The organism is Candidatus Pantoea persica, from assembly GCF_013753875.1.
GTDB classification, from domain to species: domain Bacteria; phylum Pseudomonadota; class Gammaproteobacteria; order Enterobacterales; family Enterobacteriaceae; genus Pantoea; species Pantoea persica.
The window spans coordinates 130,385-152,195 of sequence record NZ_SMDS01000019.1 but is presented as its reverse complement, the minus strand read 5'-3'; the positions used below and the strand labels follow the sequence as shown (position 1 = coordinate 152,195).

Below are 21,811 nucleotides of genomic sequence, written 5' to 3'. Positions count from 1 at the left end.
CTCTGTCCACAATGTTTGTCATCCTATTGTGCAACTGTGACAGGTCTCCGCCATGAACCTATTAACGCCTCCCGCAAACTGCACCTTTGAACCTGACGACTGGCTGCGGCTGGCGCGCTGCTGGCAGCGCCTGTGCGACGTCGGTCCTGCGCCGATGAAAGCGGTGCTGCTTGATGAACAGCTAGTGATCTACCGCATCAACCAGCAGATCGTCGTGGCGAAAGATGTCTGCCCCTATCGCGGCGTGCCGCTGACGCTGGGCTTCCATGACGAGCACGGCATTATCTGCCCCTACCACGGTCTGCGCTTCGGCGAGGATGGCCGCTGCAACCGCATCCCCTCCAGCCCGGATCAGCCGGTGCCCGCCAAGCTCAATCTGATTAGCTTTCCGGTAGAGCTGGTCTGGGTCTGCCTGGCGCCCGACGTGGACGATCCCGCCGAGCTGCCAGCGATGCCGCACTGGGTAGATGACGGCTTTCAACAGATCACCTGTCCGCCCTTTGATGTAGCCGGCTTAGCCGGTCGTCAGGTCGAGGGCTTTCTCGACGTGGCGCACTTCGCCTGGGTACACAGTAAAACCTTCGCCGACGCCAGCAACCAGCAGGTGCCGCCCTACAACCCGGTGGAAACCCCTAATGGCTTCGCCGTGGACTACTAAAGCTCCGTCTCTAACGATACGGCGGGTTCCGGCCAGCAGGCACCGGAGGGCTTTCAGTGGCTGCGCCATTTCGAAATGCATTTGCCCTTTACCGCAACGCTGACGGTGCATTTTCCCGACGCAGCGCGGCTGGTGATTATGACCGCCGCCTCGCCGGTTTCCGCGCGCAAAACGCGCATGTTCCCCCCTATCGCGCGCAACTTCGACCTGCATATTCCGGTTGAGGAGGTGCACGCCTTTAATCACCGCGTGTTTGAAGAGAATCGGCTGATGGTGGAAACGCAGCGGCCGGAGAGCCTGCCCCTCGACCTGACGCTGGAGGCGCATATTCCGGCCGACCGCAGCTCTATCGCCTATCGCCGCGGCCTGAAAAAAGGGCTATGGCGAATTTTCCTGGTATAGCGAGGAGAGAAGATGACCACTTTTTCAGTAGTCGTGGACGGGCTCTCCCATCAGGGACGCCACGCCGTCGCGCTGAGCCTGGTGCGCGGCGATGGCGCCCCGCTGCCGCGCTGGGAGGCGGGCGCGCATATCGATCTGCAGCTCGGCAACGGGCTGACGCGACAATACTCCCTGACAGGATCGCCCGCGCGTCAGGATCGCTATCTGATTTGCGTCGGGCTGACCGCCGATTCGCACGGCGGCTCGCGCTATATCCATCAGCAGCTGCGCCTCGACCAGCGTCTGACCATCTCCGCGCCACGCAACCTGTTTCCGCTGGTGGCGGCGCAGCGGGTAGTGCTGATCGCCGCCGGCATCGGTCTGACGCCGCTGCTGGCGATGGCGGAACAGCTCGAGCGCGACAGCGTGACCTTCTCGCTGCACTACTACGTTAAGCAGCGACAGGATGCCGCTTTCGCGCGCCGCCTGATGCAGCCCTTTCAGCACGGCCATTGCGACATCCTGTGCAGCGCCGACGGCCACAGCCCGCGTCACTGCGCGCGCCGCAAAACGGCAGCCACCTCTATCTCTGCGGACCGGCGGGCTTTATGACACACCTGCAGCAGCAGGCGCTGGCCGCGGGCTGGCAGCCGTCGCAGCTGCATCTCGAGGCCTTCGCCGCCGCCGCGCCGACGCCGCAGCCGCAGCCGGATGAGGCGCCAGCTGGCCGGTGCCGCCGGAGAAAACCATCGCCCGCGTGCTGCTGGACAACGGCGTCGACGTGCCACTGTCGTGCAAAATGGGGCTGTGCGGCCCCTGTCTGACGCCGGTGCTAGCGGGCGAGCCGGATCACCGCGACACGGTGCAGACCGAGGCTGAAAAGTCTGCGCCGCTTCAACAAATCGCGCTGGTGATCGACCTAGAGCTTCTACACTTACAGTATCGTCCCACAGAGGAGAGATGCGATGAGTCAACGACTGCATAAAACCGCCTTCCCGTTCAGCAAGGCGCGCAAATATCTAGAGCCTGGCCCGGTGCTGCTGCTCAGCTCGCAGTTTGAAGAGGAGCACTACATCATGACGCTCGGCTTGGCACACCGTGCTGGAGTTTTCGCCCTCGCTGGTCGGCTGCATGATTTCCAGCATGAACCACATCCATGTGCTGATCCGCAGCAGCGGCCAGTTTAAACCTGAGGTGCTGATTTAGCGTCTGGCGGCGGATTCTCGTCAGCTGCGGGTTGAAAAGGCGTCTGCCTGTCCCTACTCTCTTTCCTCTCGACCTCAACAGGAGTTAAGCATTATGGCAATCGAATACGCAGTGATCGCAGGCGGCTGTTTCTGGTGTACCGCAGCGGTTTTTAAAGATGTGATCGGCGTGGAGTCGGTTGAAAGCGGCTATACCGGGGGTGCACGCCCTAACCCGACCTATGAGCAGGTGTGCAGCGGCGAAACCGGTCATGCGGAAGCGATCCGCTTAGGATTCGATCCGGAGAAAGTCAGCTATGGCGATCTGCTGGATATCAACTTCGCCACGCACGATCCTACCCAGCTGAACCGCCAGGGCAACGATATCGGTACCCAGTATCGTTCAGCCATCTTCCCGGCCACGCCGGAGCAGGAAGCGGAGGCAGTCGCCGCTATCGCGCGCGCGCAGCAAGATCATCAGGATCCGGTAGTGACCACCATCGAACCGCTGAAGAAGTGGTATCCCGCCGAGGCCTATCATCAGGATTACTGGGACGGTGTGGGCCAGCGCGACGGCTACTGCGTAGCGGTGATCCCGCAGAAGCTGCAGAAGCTGCGTAAAAGCTTCGCCAACCGCGTGAAAAGCTAATCCCCTCAGACAATCGGCTTATCCTGTCTCGCGGGAGAAGCCGTTTCCCTTACTTCAGCCCCATCGCATCACGCAGCGTAAAGAAGAGATCGGTCTGATCGGTTAGCCCCACCACGTTGGCGGCGTGCGGACCGTAGGCCGCGATGCGCAGCTGCGTGCAGGTATGCCCCTGAGAATCGGTGTCGGAGTTGCCGTAGCTGATGGTCATCACCGCGCCGTCTTTGGTGTTCAGCGCTTGGGTCAGGCCCGGCGCCTTGCTGCCGTTGGCGATGATCTGGCTGCTGTGGGCGTGTCCGCAGTGACCAGCACCAGCGTGTTGCCCTCTTTGCGCGCAAAGGCCAGCGCCTGCTGCACCGCCTCGTCGAGATCCACGGTTTCGCCGATCTGTCCGCACAGGTTCGCCGCGTGATCCTCTTTATCGATTGAGACGCCCTCAACCTGCAGGAAAAAGCCGTTCGGGTTGGTTTTCAGCAGATCGATCGCTTTGCTGGTCCTCTGCGCCAGCGTCGGGGTGGCGACCAGGCGCTCTTTATTCACCTCGCAAGTCACCGCCGCTTGATTGATGTTGCCATGATGGCTCGCCTTCGGCCCTTTCCAGCGCACCGGCATATTGCCGTCGGCGAACAAGTCGAGCAACGGCTTATCGTTGTTCGCCGCAGTCATCGCGTTCAGCCTCTGCCAGTCGCTCACCAGTTGATAGCCGCGCGCCCGTCCCTTTCGCCAGGTTACGCGCCGCGATAATTTCGGAGTCGTCCATGCCATCGCCAATCAGCAGGATGACGTTTTTTGCCGTGGTGTTGCGTAGCAAAGCCTTAAGCGCCTCTGTTTGATCGCCGGTCAGGCGACGCGCGCCGCCGTGCTGAGTAATGCCGCCGGTCGCGGCGCGTGAATAGCTTGCATCGCCCAGCGCGCCGGCGGTTTCGGCGTGAACGGAAAGCGTGACCAGCGAGGCCAGCCGTGAATGAAAAGGTAAAGAGGCGCATCGGTTTCATCTTGTGTTCCCTTATTAGCAATAATTTACCAGAGGTTTCAGGCGTTAAGTCTGTGATGCTTCGATGGCGTTTTTGTAACGGCGGAATGGCTTTTTGATGACAATCCGACCAGAGTGCGCAGGGATAAAACGATTCGCGCAGAGCTTAAGCGAATAGAAAAAAAGAGAAAAATTGTGCTTGACCCTTTTCGGCCGGCTCCCTATAGTAGCGCCCCGTTGACCCGGCAAGGTCAGCAAGCAAAAATGTGGTGAGGTGTCCGAGTGGCTGAAGGAGCACGCCTGGAAAGCGTGTATACGGTAACGTATCGGGGGTTCGAATCCCCCCCTCACCGCCATCATTATTTAGAGAAGAGCCTGAACGAAAGTTCAGGCTTTTTTCGTTTAGCCATAAAAAAACCGGCTTGCGCCGGGTTTGCTTACTACACCACCGACTCAATCAACCATACGCATGCAACGTTCGCTGGCACAGCACTGACCTCACGCAATCCTCTTTGCAAAACGTACGATACCCACCATCTCGTCCTCTTCGAAACGCGCCAGCGCGTCCGCAAGACCGGAGAGTACCCCAGCGGACAAATCGCACTGGGTAATATCGCCTTTAACAATCACCGTGACGTTTTCGCCAAGGCGCGTCAGGAACATTTTCATCTGGGCCGCTGTTACGTTTTGTGCCTCATAGAGGATCACCACCGCATTTTCAAAGGTACGGCCGCGCATATAGGCGAGATGTCCACCTTGCCAATTTCGGGTCGCAAACAGTACTGCATAAAGGAAGCGCCAAGACGTTTAACCAGAACGTCGTAAACCGGCCGGAACCGGAAATAGGGGGCGAACTTCTCTGAGATATCCCCTGGCAGGAATCCCAGATCTTCGTCAGCCTGCAGCACCCGACGTGTGACGATGATCCTGTCTATATCCTTATGAATCAGGGCTTCTGCCGCTTTCGAAGCGCTGATCCAGATTTTACTACACCCGGCTTCGCCGGTAGCGAAGATCAGCTGTTTCGATTCTATGGCACTGGAGATAGTGCGCCTGAGCGTCGTTTCTGGCGGCAATCGGCGAAAGGTCGCGCATGTCGCGCGCCATGCCAATCGCATCCAGCCCAACCATCTGCACCAGCGAAGTGACCGATTCTTCTTCGCGCTGACGATGACTGCGTGAGTCACTCCGAAGCACACTTCTCGCTTCACTACGCGCTTTGATCACTGCTTTCTATCTTCCCATAGTCGCACCTTACAGTTTGTTTCATTTCCCGCGTGGGGCCGCTTCCCGCCACGATTAACTGAACGCTTTAGAGGTTTGATTGGCTTCCTTTTGAGCCTTAACGTGCATTGATAGAGATGCGCCGCAGCGCCCGAAGCGCAGAGACACACCGGTAAAAACGGGGCTGAAAGCGAATAAATAAACGAATAACAAAGAGAAGGCTGTCTAGGGCGCTGTCGTCCTCGCCGAAAAATGTGAAATGTGCGGTGAAACGTTCTGCCCTGTGCAGGATCTTCCTATGCGCGACTCCCGTCTGCGATACACACGCTTATCCATTAAACTGCACTAATTTTAACAGAGTTGGCAACTTAATTTTTACACGCAGTCCGGGAAAGCGAGAGAAAGAGCAGGCAGAATCGCTGAAGCTGTGCTTTTTCCCTTGCTTTTCAAAGCGCTTTCTCTTCGGCTGAAAAGTGAAAAAGTTGTCGGGCGCGGCGTAGTTCCTTTACGCCGCGCTGGCCCGTGCGATTAAAAATCAACCACTTCAGGCTTCCAGCAGCGGCTGCGCTAGGTAACCGCTGGCGTCGGGCACGCCAGGCAAAACAAAGAAGTAGCCGCCGCCGATTGGTCGCACATACTCTTCCAGAGCCTCGCCGTTCAGGCGTTTCTGTACGGCGATAAATCCCTTCTCTAGATCGTGCTGATAGCAGACAAACAGCAGCCCCATGTCGAGCTGGCCGGCGGCGGTGGTGCATGCCGAGTAACTGTAGCCGCGCCGCAGCATCAGGCTGCTTGCCGTCTCCGGCGTGCGGGGATTGGCCAGGCGGATATGCGCGTCGAGAGGAATAACGTCGCCGTCTGGATCCCGTGCGTAATCGGGCAGATCGTGCTCGTTTTGCATGCCCAGCGGTGCGCCGCTCAACTTTTCCCGACCAAAAATAGCCTGCTGTTCGCCGAGCGGCGTGCGGTCCCACATCTCCACACGGAAGCGGATGATGCGCACTGCCTGATAGCAGCCGTTACGCGCCCAGGCGGGCTCATCCTGATCGGCGGTCACCCAGAGCAGCTTGTCCATCAGCGGCAAATCCTGGGTATCGGGATTTGCCGTGCCGTCCTTAAAGCCCAGCAGGTTAATCGGCGTCTCTTTGCCCTGGCTGCACGCGGCGTGGTCGGCGATAAAGCCTTCGCGCCGCCAGCGCACGCCCAGTAGATCGGGCGTGTGCTTGACGATATCGCGCAGCGCATGGATCACCGTATCCTGGGTATTGGCGCAGATTTGCAGCAGCAGATCGCCGTGGCACTGGGCGGCGTCCAGCGAATCGTTGGGAAAGCGCGTCATGCTCTGTAGCTTTTTCGGTTTCAGCCCCTGCAGGCCGAAACGCGCATCGAACAGCATCTCCCCTGCCGAAACGGTAATGGTGAGATTATCCGGGGCGACAGTGGCGCCGAGAATGCCGGAATCGAGCGGCGGCAGCTGCGGATTGTCCAGCTGCGGCACCGGACCGCCGCGCGTTAGAAAGGCGATACGCGCGGTCAGCAGCTGAAACAGCCGCACCAGCTCGGCCTTGTTGCCTGCAAGCACGTCAAACGCCACCAGCATCATCGATGCCTGCTGCGGCGTAACGATGCCCGCCTGGTGCAGCCCGTAGCAGGGCTGCGTCTGCTGGCGCGCATCGGGCGCTACCGTACCCGGCGAAAAGCTGTCGGCCGCAGCGTGTAACGGACAGCCGCCGCTTATCGCTGCCGCGCCCCCCAGCATGCCGAGTCCTTTTAACAGGCGCCGCCGGGCGGGCTGCGCCTCATCTTTCTGATGCGCCATATTAGTCGAGCCCCAGGGTGCCGCGTAACAAGGAAAGATCTTCCGCCAGTGCGGTGATCGGGCCCTTCAGCGCGTTGCGATCCGCACTGGTCAGCTTTTCATAGGAGGCGAAGCCCTTACCGACGCGGTATTTGCGCAAGATGACATCGACCTTGCTGAAGTTGCTATCCACCTTCGCCAGCAGCTCCGGGTTGGCCTGCTGCAGCTGCGGACGCAGCAGATCCACTATCTTTTGCGCACCGTTGACGTTTGCCTGGAAATCCCACAGGTCGGTACGGCTGTAGCGATCCTCTTCGCCGGAAATTTTGCTGGAGGCGACCTCTTCAATCAGTCCCGCCGCGCCGCCTACCACTTTCACCGGCGAGAACGCCAGCTCGCTGATACGACTCTGCAACGCCTGCACATCACGGTTGAGCTGGGTGGCATAGCCCTCCATGCCGCGGGTGCTGTTGTCGCTGAACAACGCTTTCTCCAGCCGGTGGAAGCCGGTGAATTTGGGATCCTCCGCCTTCTTCTCGTAATCTTCCTCGCGCGCATCTATGCTGTCGTCCAGATCGGAGAAGAGTTCGGCAATCGGTTCGATGCGTTCGTAGTGCTGGCGCGTCGGCGCGTAAAGCGCGCGCGCTTTTTCCAGATCGCCCGCCTTCACCGCCTGAGTGAATGCGGATGTACCGGTTGCAAGCTGCGCCACCTCCTGAATTACCCAGGCCTTATAGGCGGTAATCGGACCGGCCAGCGACAGCAGGTTCAGCTTGTTGTCTGGCGCTGTCGGCGCCGCCTCGCCCTGCACGATAAGCTTGCCTTTCGGGTTGCTCAGCAGGCCGCAGGTCATTTCATATTCTCCCGCCTCGAGATTGGCGGTCAGCTTCTGGCTGAAGCCTGGCGCGATATTCTCCCGCTCCTCTACCACCAGCACCCCTTTGAGAATTTCCCATTCCAGCGCTTTCTGGCTGTTGTTCTTAATCAGAAACTGGGTTTTGCCTGCTTTGACGGTGAGCTGCATCGGTTCACACTGCGTATCGGTGACGCTGACCTTTACCTGCGCCGTCTCGGCGGCGGCGCTGCCCAAAAGCAGCAGCAGCGAGGTGAGCAGCGTTTTGCGGCGAGAGCGAATCATCATAATGTATCCTGTTAATGAGAGAGTTGGCGCGCCGGTCGCGCAGGCTGTAAAAACAGCAGCAGCGCCGGAACAAGATAGAGGAAATAGACAGCCACTTCGCTGACGCTTGGCGACTCCTGGTAGCCAAGCACCCCTTTCAGCAGCGTGCCCGCCAGCGAATGGGTCGAGAGTACGTTGCTCAGGTCAAAGGCGAGCGTTTGAAAGTGGTTCCAGAGGCCCGCCTCGTGAAAGGCGCGAACCGCGCCAGCAGCCAGCCCGGCGGCGACAAACAGAATGAACAGGCTAGTCCAGCGGAAAAAGCGCCGCATATTCAGGCGGATGCCGCCCCAGTAGAGCAACATGCCCAGCGCCACCGCCGTCGCCAGCCCGAGCAGCGCGCCCGCCGGCGGCGCGTAGCCGATATCCTGAGTAAAGGCGGCCAGCAGGAAAAACACCGACTCCAGCCCTTCGCGCGCCACGGCGAGAAACACCATCAGCACCAGCGCCACGCCGCCGCCGCGCTGGCCCAGCGCCTGATCCACCGCTTGCTCCAGCTCGACGCGAATGTTGCGCGCCACCTTACGCATCCAGAACACCATCGAGGTGAGGATCGCCACGGCGATTAGCGCCACGATGCCTTCAAACAGCTCCTGCTCTTTTTGCGGAAACTCGCCGCTGGTCTGATTGATGAGGATGCCGAGCGCCAGACAGAGCGTGATGGCGACGGCGACGCCGGCCCACAGCGCCGGAAACCAGCGGGCGCGCCCGGTGCGCTTCAGGTAGCTGGCAATCAGGCTGACGATCAGCGCCGCTTCCAGCCCTTCGCGCAGCATGATAAGAAAGGAAACAAACATCGCCGACCTCATGAATGTTAAGCAGCGTCAACCGCAGGTAAAGTTTGGCAAAACACGAACGATACTTATTATCGTTATCGCCGACCAAAAAACAAGTAATCTTGCGCGACTATTGCATAACGAAACGCAAAAAAGGCCCGCTTCCGGTAATAAAGGAAGCGGGCCTGTTGGCAACCGAGGCGTTATTTAGCGAAGTACTCCGCCTCCGCGGCGGCAAAGCGCTGCTGCGCAGCGACCGACGGCGCGCGGCCCAGCACGCTGAACAGCACAATCGCGATGCTGGCGAAAACGAAGCCGGGGATAATCTCATAGAGATCGAGCCAGCCGTACTGCTTCCAGATCAGCACGGTCGCCGCGCCGATCACCATGCCTGCCAGCGCGCCGTTGCGCGTCATGCGCTTCCAGCAGACGCCGAACAGCACCACCGGTCCGAAAGCGGCGCCGAAGCCGGCCCAGGCGTAGCTGACCAGCCCCAGCACACGGTTTTCCGGGTTGGCGGCCAGCGCAATAGAGACCAGCGCCACCACCAGCACCATGGCACGGCCAAACCATACCAGCTCTTTCTGGCTGGCGTTTTTACGCAGAAAGCCCTTGTAGAGATCTTCGGTCAGCGCGCTGGAGCAGACCAGCAGCTGGCAACTCAGGGTGGACATCACCGCCGCCAGAATCGCGGAGAGCAGGATACCGGCGATCCACGGGTTGAACAGGATGCGCGCCAGCTCGATAAAGACGCGCTCGCCGTTGCCGCTGACCCCGGCCGCCTGCTCCGGATGGTTCTGGAAATAGGCGATGCCGAAGAAGCCGACGGCAACCGCGCCGCCTAGGCAGAGCACCATCCACGCCATGCCGATGCGGCGCGCGGTGTGAATCGAGCGGTGCGAATCTGCCGCCATAAAGCGCGCCAGGATATGCGGCTGGCCGAAATAGCCCAGGCCCCAGCCCAGCAGCGAAATCACGGCGACGAAATTGAGCCCTTTCAGTATGTCGAGGTTTTCAAGGCTTTTCGCCCGGATCACCGCCAGCGAGTCGTCCAGCCCGCCCACTGCGATAATCACGATGATCGGCGTCAGGATCAGGGCAAAAATCATCAGGCTGGCCTGAACGGTGTCGGTCCAGCTTACCGCGAGGAAACCGCCCACCAGTGTATAGAGAATGGTCGCCGCCGCCCCTGCCCAGAGCGCCGTTTCGTAGCTCATGCCGAAGGTGCTCTCAAACAGGCGCGCGCCCGCCACTACACCGGAAGCGCAGTAGATGGTGAAGAAGATCAGGATAACCAGCGCCGAGATAACGCGCAGAATTTTGCTGTTGTCTTCGAAGCGGCTGGTAAAGAAGTCCGGCAGCGTCAGGGCATTGTTGTGGTGCTCGGTTTGCACGCGCAGGCGGCCCGCGACAATTTTCCAGTTGAGCCAGGCGCCGATGATCAGGCCGATGGCGATCCAGCTTTCAGAAATGCCGGAGAGGAAGATGGCACCGGGCAGGCCCATCAGCAGCCAGCCGCTCATATCTGACGCCCCAGCCGACAGCGCGGTCACTAAGCTGCCCAGACTGCGTCCGCCGAGGATATAATCGTCAAAGTTTTTGGTGGAGCGGTAAGCGATAAAGCCTATCAGTACCATTCCAAGAATATAAATAAAAAAGGTCACCAGTATTGGTGTGCTTACACTCATTATTCGTCTCTCCACTTTATAGTTGATTTCCCGAGAAAAACCGCACGCTGCCGCGCTGCCGGAACGGGGTGGCGCAGCAGGTTTTCGTCCACAATCAGGCGCTCGACTTTTCCTGAGGCGCGGTATCCTGCCGGAAAGGTGCAAAGCGCACAATGGATTTAACACAGACATCACAGCGATTTCACCTGTTAATGCAGTAATTTTGCTCACAGTTCCTCAGTTGCACCCAAGCAACCCCTTACAAATGCAGTGAGTTGGTGCCGCGCAGTGTTGGCGAGAATTTTGCAGCAAGTTCCATGCCGCCTTGTCAGGTATTAACAAATTAATCGTTAAAAAGGCTGCTACGCAGGTCACACTTTACACGGTTGCACAAAGTTGCAACGTCAGTGATAGTGCTGACCACGCAGTAAGATACTTAAACAGGAGCAGAGACGTCATGGGCATGATTACCATGGGGGTGAAGCTGGATGAAGCCACTCGTGAGCGCATCAAACTGGCGGCGCAGAATATTGACCGCACCCCACATTGGCTGATTAAGCAGGCTATTTTCAACTATCTCGGCCAGCTGGAGAGCGGAAACGCCCTGACGGAGATCCCGCTGGCGAGCAGCACCCAGGCGGACGCGGAAGAGAGCGCGCCAGAAGAGTCGCATAAGCCCTTTCTCGACTTCGCTGAACATATTCTGCCGCAGTCGGTAACGCGCGCCACTATCACCGCTGCCTGGCGCCGTCCCGAGACCGATGCGGTGCCGATGCTGCTGGAGCAGGCACGCCTGCCCGCAGCGCTGGCGGAGAAAACCCATCAGCTCGCCTACAGCCTGGCGGACAAGCTTCGGCACCAGAAAGGGGCAACCGGACGCGCCGGCATGGTGCAAAGCCTGCTGCAGGAGTTCTCGCTCTCGTCTCAGGAAGGCGTAGCGCTGATGTGTCTGGCGGAAGCGCTGCTGCGCATTCCCGACAAGCCGACACGCGACGCGCTGATCCGCGACAAGATCAGCAACGGCAACTGGCAGTCGCACCTCGGCCGCAGCCCTTCCCTGTTCGTCAACGCCGTCACCTGGGGGCTGACGTTTACCGGCCGCCTGGTCTCAACCCATAACGAGGCGAACCTGTCGCGATCGCTGAACCGCATTATCGGCAAGAGCGGCAAGCCGCTGATCCGTAAAGGGGTCGATATGGCGATGCGCCTGATGGGCGAGCAGTTCGTCAGCGGCGAAACCATCGCCGAGGCGCTGGCCAACGCGCGCAAGCTGGAGGAGAAAGGCTTCCGCTACTCCTACGATATGCTGGGCGAAGCGGCGCTGACCGCCAGCGATGCCAAAGCTTATCTGCTTTCCTACCAGCAGGCAATCCACGCCATCGGCAAAGCCTCTAACGGCCACGGCATTTATGAAGGACCGGGCATCTCGATCAAACTGTCGGCGCTGCATCCGCGCTACAGCCGCGCTCAGTACGACCGCGTGATGCAAGAGCTCTACCCGATCCTTAAATCCCTGACGCTGCTGGCGCGCTCCTACGATATCGGCATCAATATCGACGCCGAAGAGGCGGACCGCCTTGAGCTGTCGCTCGATCTGCTGGAGAAGCTCTGCTTCGAGCCGGAGCTGGAAGGCTGGAACGGCATCGGCTTCGTGATTCAGGCCTATATGAAGCGCTGCCCGTTCGTGATCGATTCGCTGATCGATCTGGCGAAGCGCAGCCGCCGCCGTTTGATGATCCGTCTGGTGAAAGGCGCCTACTGGGACAGCGAAATCAAGCGCGCCCAGGTGGAGGGCCTTGAGGGCTATCCGGTATATACGCGCAAAATCTACACCGATATCTCCTATCTCGCCTGCGCGCGCAAGCTGCTGGCGGTGCCGAACCTGATTTACCCGCAGTTTGCAACCCACAATGCCCATACGCTGGCGGCCATTTATCAGCTGGCCGGCAACAACTACTATCCGGGGCAGTATGAGTTCCAGTGCCTGCACGGCATGGGCGAGCCGCTCTACGAACAGGTGGTGGGCAAAGTGGCGGACGGTAAGTTGAACCGTCCCTGCCGCATCTATGCGCCGGTCGGCACCCATGAGACGCTGCTCGCCTATCTGGTGCGCCGCCTGCTGGAGAATGGCGCCAACACCTCCTTCGTTAACCGCATCGCCGACACCTCGCTGCCGATTGACGAGCTGGTGGCCGATCCGGTGGCCGAAGTGGAAAAGCTCGGCGCCAGCGAAGGCGCTGTTGGCCTGCCACACCCGAAAATTCCGCTGCCGCGCGACCTTTACGGCGCCGGACGCAGCAACTCCGCCGGTATAGACATGGCCAACGAGCATCGCCTGGCGTCGCTCTCCAGCGCGCTGCTGAGCAGCGCCGCCCATCCCTGGCTGGCGCAGCCGATAGTTGACGGCGAAATCGGCGAAGGCGAAAGCCTGCCGGTGATCAATCCGGCCGCGCCGAACGATATCGTCGGCCAAGTGCGCGAAGCGAGCGAAGCGGAAGTCTCACTGGCGCTGGACGCCGCGGTGAACGCCGGACAGATCTGGTTCGCGACGCCGTCAAATGAGCGAGCGGCGATCCTCGATCGCGCCGCGCAGCATATGGAAGACGGCATGCAGCGGCTGATCGGCATTCTGGTGCGTGAGGCGGGCAAGACCTACAACAACGCCATCGCCGAAGTGCGCGAGGCGGTAGACTTCCTGCGCTACTACGCCGGCATAGTGCGCGACGATTTCGATAACGAAACGCACCGCCCGCTAGGTCCGGTGGTCTGTATCAGCCCGTGGAACTTCCCGCTGGCGATCTTCACCGGCCAGATCGCCGCCGCGCTGGCGGCGGGCAACAGCGTGCTGGCCAAACCGGCGGAGCAGACGCCGCTGATCGCCGCCCAGGCGGTTCAGATCCTGCTGGATGCCGGCGTGCCGGCCAGCGTGCTGCAGCTGCTGCCCGGCAAGGGCGAAACCGTTGGCGCGCAGCTGACGCGCGATGCGCGCGTGCGCGGCGTGATGTTTACCGGCTCTACCGCCGTGGCGACGCTGCTGCAGCGCAACCTCGCTGGCCGCCTCGATCCGCAGGGGCGTCCGACGCCGCTGATCGCGGAAACCGGTGGGTTGAACGCAATGATCGTCGACTCCTCCGCGCTGACTGAACAGGTGGTGGTGGATATTCTCGCCTCGGCGTTCGACAGCGCCGGCCAGCGCTGCTCAGCGCTGCGCCTGCTCTGCGTTCAGGAAGACGTGGCGGATCACACCCTGAAAATGCTGCGCGGCGCCATGGCGGAGTGCCGCATGGGCAACCCGGAGCGCCTCTCTACCGATATCGGCCCGGTGATCGACACCAAGGCGAAGGCCAATATCGAGCGTCATATTCAGGCGATGCGCAATAAAGGCAACGCCGTTTATCAGGCGGTGCTGGAGAATCCGCAGGACAGCGCCGAGTGGCAGAGCGGCACCTTTATCAAGCCGACACTGATTGAACTAAGCCAGGTAAGCGACCTCGACAAGGAGATTTTCGGTCCGGTGCTGCACGTGGTGCGCTTCGCACGCAGTACGCTGCCGCAGCTGATTGAACAGATCAACGCCGGCGGCTACGGCCTGACGCTGGGCGTGCATACCCGCATCGACGAGACCATCGCCCAGGTGACGGCTAACGCCAAAGTAGGCAACCTCTACGTCAACCGAAATATGGTGGGCGCGGTGGTCGGCGTGCAGCCGTTCGGCGGCGAAGGGTTTTCCGGCACCGGTCCGAAAGCGGGCGGCCCGCTCTACCTCTACCGCCTGCTGGCCAGTCGTCCGGAAACCGCGCTGAGCACCACCTTTAACCGGCAGGACGCCGAGCGCCCGGCGGACGGTTCGCTGCGCGAGGCGCTGTTGATGCCGCATAACGCGCTGAGCGCCTGGGCGAAGGAAAAGCCTGAGCTGGCTGCGCTCTGCCAGCGCTACGCCGAGCTAACGCAGGCGGGCACGGTGCGCCTGCTTACCGGGCCGACCGGCGAAAGCAACACTTTCTCGCTGCTGCCGCGCGAGCGCGTGCTCTGCCTGGCGGATAATGAGCAGGATGCGCTGGTGCAGCTGGCGGCGGTGACCAGCGTCGGCAGCCAGGCGCTGTGGCCAGATGACGAGCTGCACCGCAAGCTGCGCAACGCTCTGCCGCACGCGGTGCAGGCGCGCATCGAGCTGGGGCGCGACGTGCTCGCCGCGCACTTCGACTCGGTGATCTACCACGGCGACGCCGCTCAGCTGCGCACGCTGTGCGAGCAGATCGCCGCGCGCGACGGCGCGATTGTCTCGGTACAGGGCTTCGCTCGCGGTGAAACCCATCTGCAGCTGGAGCGTCTGCTGATTGAGCGTTCGCTGAGCGTCAATACCGCCGCGGCGGGCGGCAACACCAGCCTGGTGACCATCGGCTAACCCGGCGGGCCGCAGCGCCCACCTTTGCGCCATAAAAAAAGCACATCGCAGGATGTGCCTTTTTCATTAGGGTTGCAGTGGGGATCTTTGCCCGATTAAGCCTAATTGTTATTCAGGATCAGCTGGCCGTTACGGTCCAGCGGGATGCGGGTGCCAAGGTCGTTTTCCATGCGGATTTTGCCCTGCTTATAGGTCACGTCATAACCACCCATCATCTTTTCTTGTTTATCGAATACCGTTTTGCAGCGCTGCTCCGAGGTGGTGTAGGTGTCACGGCTCTGCATGCTGCCCTGCACCTGATTGCCGGCGTAGCCGCCCGCCACGGCGCCCAGCACCGAACCGGTGATGCGATCCTCATTCGGCACCGGACGACGATGGATCAGCGTCACGTTGCGACACCCCTGTCGCGGCTGCTTGATGCTCTCTTTGATTGGCGTCGCTGAAAGCACCTGCGCATATTGCGGACCATGGTCAAACACGTCCATGCTGGCGACGGCTGCAACGCCCAGAGCGGCCGCTACCGATACCCGCTAACATTGATTTATTCACAGGATTGTCCTCCTGAAGTTGTTACCGTGCATTCCTGCCGCGACGTAATCCTCTATCGTTGAGGCACTTAACAGCGTGCACGACCCGCCGTGTTCGTTAAGAAAAGTTTTGCAGATGGCCCGAAATTGCAACATCAGATTAATGGAGGAAAACGGGGCGCGGGCCGATCAGGACCACCTTTTCGGAGAGTTCAGAGGCGCAGCGAACGGTGAGAATAAATTAATTTGTGTTATGGGTCAGCGGGTAAACAACGCGAAGAAACGGGAAACGGCGGCTTGTGCCGCCGGGTAACCATTAGGGCAGCTTGAGGCGCGGACGAATTATGCGGTTCAGGCTGCCCACCAGCATCATCAGGCCAGTCTTGAAGTAGCCGTGGAGCGCAATCTGATGCATACAATACAAGGAAATGTAGACAAAACGCGCGATGCGCCCTTCCACCATAATCGACCCGCGCATCAGGCTGCCAACGGTACTGAAACGCGACAGCGACACTAGCGAGCCGTGATCCTTATAGACATAGGCTTTCAGCGGCTTACCGCTGCGCTGGGCGAGAATATTCTCCATGGCGCGCAACGCCATCTAGTGCACCGACTGGGCGCGAGGCGGCACGAATCCGTCAGACGGCAGCGCGCAAGAGGCGCAGTCGCCCGATGGCGTAGATATTCTCATCGCGCGTGGTTTGCAGCGTCTCTTTCACCACCAGCTGGTTGATGCGGTTGGTTTCCAGTCCGCCGATCTCTTTCAGGAAGTCGGGCGCCTTGATGCCCGCTGCCTAGACCATCAGGTCTGCTTCGATAAACTCGCCGCCCTTGATGTGCAGCCCCTGCTTATCGGCGCTGGTCACCATGCTTTGCGTCAGCACGCGCACGCCCAGCCTGGTCAGTTTGCTGTGCGCGGCGGCAGCGCGGGCAGGATCCGCTCGCCCGCCTCTACCAGCGTAACGTTGAGCGCCTCACTTCTCAGGCCTTTGTATCCGTAGCTGTACAGCTGCTTGACCGCGTAGTGCAGCTCGGCGGAGAGCTCGACACCGGTCGCCCCGCCGCCGACAATAGCGATATTGACGTTCTCCTGCTGCCCCTCGCCGGCGGAAATGTCGTCGCGCATCTCCGCCAGCTCGATAGAATACGCTGAAGGTGGGGAGCGATGCTGCTGAACTTGTGCGTGGCAATGTCGTCCCAGACGATCTCGTAAAACGGGTGCAGCGTGGCGGCGCTGCGTGCGCTGTCCAGCGCTTCGTCGCACCGCGACAGAAAGACGAGGCAGCGGTCGCGATTGCGCCCGCGAAAATCACTGACGCACTTGGTGGCGATATCGGGATACTCTTCCGGCCGGTCAATTTTTCCCTCCATATTTTCGAAGGGGAAGAGATTGGATTGAAGATCGCCTGACGGATGCCGTAGAGAAAGCCGATGCGTTCCGCCCAGTAGCCGCCCAGCCCGACGCCGCAAATCAGCGGCTGCGCACTGCTGTTCTGCGACAGCATTTTATCAGTCTCTTTCAGCAGAAACTGCATGTCGTGTCTGGGGTGGCGGGTGCTGTAGCCGATCAGCCTGACGTCGGGATCGATAAACTGTAGCTGCAGCACCTTTTCGTGATTGCCGGGACTGGTGGAATCAAAACAGTGCAGATAGATAATCATGGATCCTCTCAGCGACGTGCGTGTCAGGAGAGCGATGGCCTCACTTTCCAGACGCTTTGTGTTCCAGCCAGCGCGCCTGCAGGTTGCTCTGTTGCTGCGCGTTCTGCTTCCAGCGTGCGCTCTGCTGCAGGCTCTGGCGGGTGATGGTTCCCCGATGGTACAGGTGCGGCACACGCTCAGCCCCGATCGCGATCAAATTATCCAGCACGCTGATTGCCCCTGCGCGATGGTTGCAGACCAGAATCATATCGCAGCCCGCCGAGAGCTACTGCTGCGCGCGTTCCGCATAGCTGCCCATTACGGCGGCGCCCTCCATCGACAGGTCGTCCGAGAAGATAACGTCGTCGAAGCCCAGCTCCTGACGCAGTACATGCTTCAGCCAGTAAGGGGACCCGCTGGCGGGCAGCGGGCTAGTCGAACAGCGCCTAGAAGATGCGCATATCGTGCTGGTGCAGGGTGGCAAGATCGCGCGGCGTCTCTATGCAAATCCGCGCTGATATGGCCCAGATCCAGCACCGGCGCGAAGCTAATGTCGATATCCATGGCGATCATCTCCGCCGCCATCTGCCAGCTCGCCGCCGGTTTCCGCATCCTCGAGCGCCGCGAAAGACTGCATCGCCGGCAGCGTAGTAAAGCCGTCGCGGAAACGCTGCACGCGACCGCCTTCCTGATCGACCGCGACCACCAGCCGCATACGCGACGCCGTGCGGATCTGGCGCACCAGCTCGGCAAGTTGCGCCGGATCGTGATAGTTGCGCGCGAAAAGGATAACCCCGCCCACGGTGGAATGCTGCAGCAGCTCGCGCTCTTCGCCGTCGAGTTCGAAGCCTTCGACATCCAGCATCAGCGGGCCCGGAATTTGTGTCGTCATAGCTCGTTCCTGACGCGGCGCTATCGCCGCGCAAATTAAAAGTGTTGCCAGCTCTGTGGCGCGCCAGCTAACGCAGCCCGGTGTCGCCGCGGCTCTGCGCGCAGCTGATAACAGCTCGCCATCAGCAGCCGCAGCCAGAGCTGCCAGCGTGTAACTTGTTGCGTCAGCGCCGGCAGAGAGAGAGAGACGCGTGGCCTGCGCATACTCCGCCAGCCAGCGCTCCGCCTACTCAGGCATAGCGGTGCAGAGCGTAGCCAGTTCCAGCGCCACATCGCCGTCTGCCGCATATTCCCAGTCGATCAGATGCAGCCCCTGCCCGGCTGCGATCAGGTTGTCGACGTGCACATCCATATGCAGCGGCACCAGCCGTAGCGACCGCGGCGTCAGGCCTCTGGGTGCCAGCTTGTGCAGCAGGAGCGCTTCCCGCTGGCGATCTAATAGGGGTATCGGCGGCTGCGACGCCAGGCGCAGCAGAAACCGGCCCTGCGCGCTTTCCAGCCTGCTGCTCTGCCCGGTCAACCCGGGCAGCGGCGTGAGGTCGTTTGCGCTTACGCCCGGCAGCCGCTGGGCGATGCGCGCCAACAGCCGGGGATCAATTCTGAGCGACACCCTTGCCGGACCAGATAATCTCGCCGGTCTGTACCAGCATCAGCTGCATCTGCAGCGTCGGGGTTTTGACATCGCCCTGCGCCGTGCTGTAGAGCACATACTGCGCGTTCAGCGTGCGCGCCAAGCCGATCGCCTTGCTGCGCGAGTTGAGGCTGTCGTCCGGCGACAGGCCCAGAGTCAGCTTGGCCTGCGCCAGCTGATCGTTGGTCACCAGGGGAAATTTGCCGTTGTTGGCCAGCGCGTTATGAATGGCGTCGGTGGCCTTTTCGCTCTGCAATACGCCGTTGGTGCTGTTTTTAATGCGGTCGACCATTAGCACGCTGCCCGGCGTGGCGCTGTTGGCCGAACGCAGCATTTGCGCCACCAGCGGCTGCACACTGGCGTCCCAGTTAATGGTTTTCAGCTTCGGCGGCTGTGGCACCGGCTGCGGTTGGGTTGGTTCAGTCGGTTGCGTCGGTTCGACAGGTGCGGGTTGCTGCTGCTGGATCACGCAGCCAGAAAGAATGAGCGCCATTAATAACGCTCCGGAACGAGGGAGTCGGCGAATCACGTAGCAGTCCTCAGAGATAGAGATAGAGATAGAGATAGAGATAGAGACGAACCTTGCTGGCCGTCAGCTTGCCCATTTAGGGAAGCGGCGACAAGGCTGCCGCGCGCCGGCACGGTGACCGTTTTCGCCGGCTCGCGCGAGGTGATTTCCAGTCGTTTGTCGTCATACCAGTAATAACGATAGGTGGATGACCACCGAGGTTTCGCGCTGATTATAGAGCATGCTGCGCGCGCTGCTGCCCCCTCCTACTCATCCACCAACGGTTCGTCAGTGATAATGCCAGCGGAAAGCACCGACGACTCCATCACCAGCGACTGGGAGGTATCAATCATCGGTTTATCGCTGCTGCACCCTGCCAGAGTCAGCAGGAGCGGCATGCACATCAGCCATGGGCGCATAGCTCGCTTCCGTGTGAAAAGTCAGTCGGCCAGCATCGGCCCCAGTGGACGTCCGCCGAGCAAATGCATGTGAATGTGGTACACCTCCTGACCGCCGTGACGGTTGCAGTTGACGATGAGGCGGTAGCCATCATGGTCAATGCCCTCGGCGCGGGCGATTTTCGCCGCGACGGTGAAGAGACGGCCAAGCGCCTGCTCATGGGCGGGCAGCGCGTCGTTGGCGGTGGGAATCAACACGTTGGGCACAATCAAAATATGGGTCGGCGCTTTAGGATAGATATCGCGAAACGCAGTGACCAGTTCGTCTTGATACACCACGTCTGCGGGGATTTCGCGACGGATGATTTTACTGAAAATAGTTTCTTCAGCCATGGAGCCATTCCTTGAATGATTAACAGTCGATCAGTATGCGCGAGAAATTTGATTTCTTTCAAGCTCAGCGCCACTTTTCGCTGTTTAACTGGCTGCCTTTGCGCCATTTACGCGCCCTGCTTTTCAGGCTGCGCCATTTTCCGCTTTGCTTAACATAAAAATGAAGCGCCGTTTTATAAATCAGGAGCGGGCCGCCCCTTTCTTTGTATTTTTGCCAGTCAGACGCAAGACCCTGTCGGAATGAACGAAGATTTGCCCTGCGCTGCGGCTCTACTTTCTATCCATTCCGAATCTGTCGTCCGGATCATAAAAGATTAAATGACACTGTCTAGAAAGGAGCATCTGAATTGGTATCGGCCACTATCTGGCTTACGGCTCCGGAGATTTTTTCGGCGCTGGCACCACGGCTCTGACTGCGGCCTGGCTGCTCTATTTTTACACCACCTTCTGCGGCCTGACGCCACTTCAGGCCACCTTTATTTTTGCCGCCGCACGCGTGCTAGACGCGGTAGTCAGCCCGCTGATGGGCTTTTTAACCGATAATTTTGGCTCGACCTGGCTGGGCAAACGCTTCGGCCGGCGGAAATTCTTTATTCAGCTCGGCATTCCCTGGTCTTCAGCTACAGCTTGATGTGGCTGAGCGATATGGGCTTCTGGTGGTATCTCGCCACCTATCTGCTGTTTGACGTAGTCTACACCATGATTCTGGTGCCCTATGAGACGCTGGTACCGGAGATGACCGACGACTTCAAGCAAAAAATCCGCTTTTCCGGTGCCCGCATCGCGCTGGCGCAGCTCTCCGCCATCCTGGCTGCCTTCCTACCGGGCATTCTTATCGGGGCGCTCGGCGAAGATAATCCGCTCTCCTTTTTCTACGCCAGCCTGGTCTTCTCGGTGATCTGCGCGCTGTTGCTGACGCTGGTGTGGCTCTTTATCTGGGAGCGCGACGCGGAGGACTTTTGAGAAGAGTCGCGGCGCGCCGAGGAAGAAAAGCGCCAGCTGACGCTGCTGCAAAGTCTGAAGCGCCACTATGTAGAGCTCGCCTCAACGCTGCGCATCCGCATCTTTCACCAGCATCTCGGCATGTATCTGGGCGGCTATATCGCGCAGGATGTCTTTAACGCGGTGTTTACCTGGTATGTGGTGTTCGTACTAATGCAAAGCGCGCAAATCGCCCCAAACCTGATGGGCATCATGGCGGTACTGCAGTTCATCTCCGTGATGGGCATGATTCCGCTCTGTATCCGCATCGGACCAGCGCCCGCCTACCGTCTGTGGTACTGCTTTTCGGTCTGGCGGCAATCTCCTTGCGCGGGCCTCTGGTATGCGGGCATGAACGACAACATGTCGCTGTTGCTGGTGATTTCTGCTCTGGCCGATCTGAGCCGCGGCGGCATCAAATACGTTCCGTGGAACACCTATACCTATATCATCGCCGACGTGGATGAGGTGATCGCCGGTCAGCGCCGCGAAGGCATCTTCGCCGGCATCATGACGCTGACGCGCAAAGCATCGCAGGTGGGTGCAGTGATGCTGGTAGGTATCGTGCTGCAGCTGTCCGGCTTCGTCTCCGCTTAGGCGACGCAGGCGCCAGGCGTAGGCCACACCATTTTAGGCATTCTCAGCATCGGCACGCTGTGCGTGCTGGCGTGCGGCTTCCTGATCTCGCTGCGCTTCGAACTCAATCTCCAGACTCACACCGTGCTGCGCAAAGAGACGCTGAAGATGCGCGAAGCCGACCAAGTGCTGCCTAAAGCATTACGCCAGAGGCGCGCAACATCGTCGAAACGCTGGCCGGCATGCCCTATGAAAACCTGTGGGGCAATAACAATATCGGCTTTCTTAACCGGCATAAACCGGCCGCGCCGCCGCTCAAGCATGCGCGACTGGCCACTGCGCCACTTACCACGACCTTAAAACGATAGGAACGAACC

10 protein-coding genes, 1 tRNA gene and 11 pseudogenes are annotated in these 21,811 nt (G+C 60.0%); 7 read left to right on the top strand and 15 right to left on the bottom strand.

Annotated elements, in window-relative coordinates:
* Positions 1-52 precede the first annotated feature (52 nt).
* The 4 genes and pseudogenes from EIO60_RS11430 to msrA all read left to right on the top strand — a co-directional run bounded on the left by EIO60_RS11430 (position 53) and on the right by msrA (position 2,872).
* Positions 53-1,060: pseudogene (locus tag EIO60_RS11430) on the top strand (aromatic ring-hydroxylating oxygenase subunit alpha).
* Between the two features lie 12 nt (positions 1,061-1,072).
* Positions 1,073-2,024: pseudogene (locus tag EIO60_RS11425) on the top strand (PDR/VanB family oxidoreductase).
* A pseudogene (locus EIO60_RS11420) lies at positions 2,005-2,221 on the top strand (flavin reductase family protein); the annotation flags it as partial. The pseudogenes EIO60_RS11425 and EIO60_RS11420, both read left to right, overlap by 20 nt.
* Before the next feature lie 117 nt (positions 2,222-2,338).
* Positions 2,339-2,872: a peptide-methionine (S)-S-oxide reductase MsrA gene (gene msrA, locus EIO60_RS11415; protein WP_258576867.1), complete on the top strand. Its 534-nt coding sequence runs from the start codon at positions 2,339-2,341 to the stop codon at positions 2,870-2,872.
* Between the two features lie 49 nt (positions 2,873-2,921).
* Here the strand turns inward: msrA and EIO60_RS11410 are convergent.
* Positions 2,922-3,580 (bottom strand): annotated as a pseudogene (locus EIO60_RS11410) (alkaline phosphatase); the annotation flags it as partial.
* A gap of 530 nt (positions 3,581-4,110) precedes the next feature.
* On the opposite strand from EIO60_RS11410, the gene EIO60_RS11405 reads away from it, so the two are divergent.
* Positions 4,111-4,198 (top strand) — tRNA-Ser (locus EIO60_RS11405).
* 101 nt (positions 4,199-4,299) lie between these two features.
* Here the strand turns inward: EIO60_RS11405 and phoH are convergent.
* From phoH to putP, 5 genes and pseudogenes are all read right to left on the bottom strand, one after another.
* A pseudogene (gene phoH, locus EIO60_RS11400) lies at positions 4,300-5,069 on the bottom strand (phosphate starvation-inducible protein PhoH).
* Between the two features lie 541 nt (positions 5,070-5,610).
* Entirely contained in the window at positions 5,611-6,885 is a 1,275-nt protein-coding gene (efeB, locus tag EIO60_RS11395) for an iron uptake transporter deferrochelatase/peroxidase subunit (protein ID WP_258576866.1), read from the bottom strand.
* Between the two features lies 1 nt (position 6,886).
* Positions 6,887-8,005 (bottom strand): iron uptake system protein EfeO, encoded by a 1,119-nt coding sequence (gene efeO / locus EIO60_RS11390; protein WP_374058177.1) that lies wholly within the window; start codon positions 8,003-8,005, stop codon positions 6,887-6,889.
* 11 nt (positions 8,006-8,016) lie between these two features.
* Positions 8,017-8,838: an iron uptake transporter permease EfeU gene (gene efeU / locus EIO60_RS11385; RefSeq protein WP_258576865.1), complete on the bottom strand. Its 822-nt coding sequence runs from the start codon at positions 8,836-8,838 to the stop codon at positions 8,017-8,019.
* Between the two features lie 182 nt (positions 8,839-9,020).
* Positions 9,021-10,505 (bottom strand): sodium/proline symporter PutP, encoded by a 1,485-nt coding sequence (gene putP / locus EIO60_RS11380; RefSeq protein ID WP_258576864.1) that lies wholly within the window; start codon positions 10,503-10,505, stop codon positions 9,021-9,023.
* 436 nt (positions 10,506-10,941) lie between these two features.
* Here putP and putA point away from each other — a divergent pair, with 436 nt between their 5' ends.
* Positions 10,942-14,889 carry a trifunctional transcriptional regulator/proline dehydrogenase/L-glutamate gamma-semialdehyde dehydrogenase gene (gene putA / locus EIO60_RS11375; RefSeq protein ID WP_258576863.1) on the top strand — a complete coding sequence of 1,316 codons (3,948 nt, stop codon included), beginning with the start codon at positions 10,942-10,944 and terminating at the stop codon, positions 14,887-14,889.
* Positions 14,890-14,990: 101 nt separating this feature from the next.
* Here putA and EIO60_RS11370 read toward each other — a convergent pair.
* The 9 genes and pseudogenes from EIO60_RS11370 to hinT all read right to left on the bottom strand — a co-directional run bounded on the left by EIO60_RS11370 (position 14,991) and on the right by hinT (position 19,877).
* Positions 14,991-15,438, bottom strand: a pseudogene (locus EIO60_RS11370) (glycine zipper 2TM domain-containing protein).
* A 294-nt stretch (positions 15,439-15,732) separates the two neighbouring features.
* A pseudogene (locus EIO60_RS11365) lies at positions 15,733-16,506 on the bottom strand (NAD(P)/FAD-dependent oxidoreductase); the annotation flags it as partial.
* Positions 16,507-16,559: 53 nt separating this feature from the next.
* Positions 16,560-17,077 (bottom strand): annotated as a pseudogene (ycfP, locus tag EIO60_RS11360) (alpha/beta hydrolase YcfP); the annotation flags it as partial.
* Between the two features lie 40 nt (positions 17,078-17,117).
* A pseudogene (locus EIO60_RS11355) lies at positions 17,118-17,948 on the bottom strand (glycoside hydrolase family 3 N-terminal domain-containing protein).
* A gap of 35 nt (positions 17,949-17,983) precedes the next feature.
* A complete protein-coding gene (locus EIO60_RS11350; protein ID WP_258576862.1) occupies positions 17,984-18,151 on the bottom strand; it encodes a hypothetical protein in 168 nt (55 codons plus the stop codon).
* A gap of 22 nt (positions 18,152-18,173) precedes the next feature.
* Positions 18,174-18,557 carry a phosphotransferase gene (locus EIO60_RS11345; RefSeq protein ID WP_258576861.1) on the bottom strand — a complete coding sequence of 128 codons (384 nt, stop codon included), beginning with the start codon at positions 18,555-18,557 and terminating at the stop codon, positions 18,174-18,176.
* On the bottom strand, positions 18,541-19,107 hold the full coding sequence (gene lpoB / locus EIO60_RS11340; protein ID WP_258576860.1) for a penicillin-binding protein activator LpoB: 567 nt from the start codon (positions 19,105-19,107) through the stop codon (positions 18,541-18,543). The genes EIO60_RS11345 and lpoB overlap by 17 nt, the downstream gene beginning before the upstream one ends.
* A gap of 10 nt (positions 19,108-19,117) precedes the next feature.
* Positions 19,118-19,505 (bottom strand): annotated as a pseudogene (locus EIO60_RS16190) (YcfL family putative periplasmic lipoprotein).
* Positions 19,506-19,526: 21 nt separating this feature from the next.
* Positions 19,527-19,877, bottom strand: a complete 351-nt coding sequence (gene hinT / locus EIO60_RS11330) for a purine nucleoside phosphoramidase (RefSeq protein ID WP_258576858.1) — start codon at positions 19,875-19,877, stop codon at positions 19,527-19,529.
* A gap of 346 nt (positions 19,878-20,223) precedes the next feature.
* Between hinT and EIO60_RS11325 the strand changes: the two are divergent.
* A pseudogene (locus EIO60_RS11325) lies at positions 20,224-21,802 on the top strand (MFS transporter).
* Positions 21,803-21,811 lie beyond the last annotated feature (9 nt).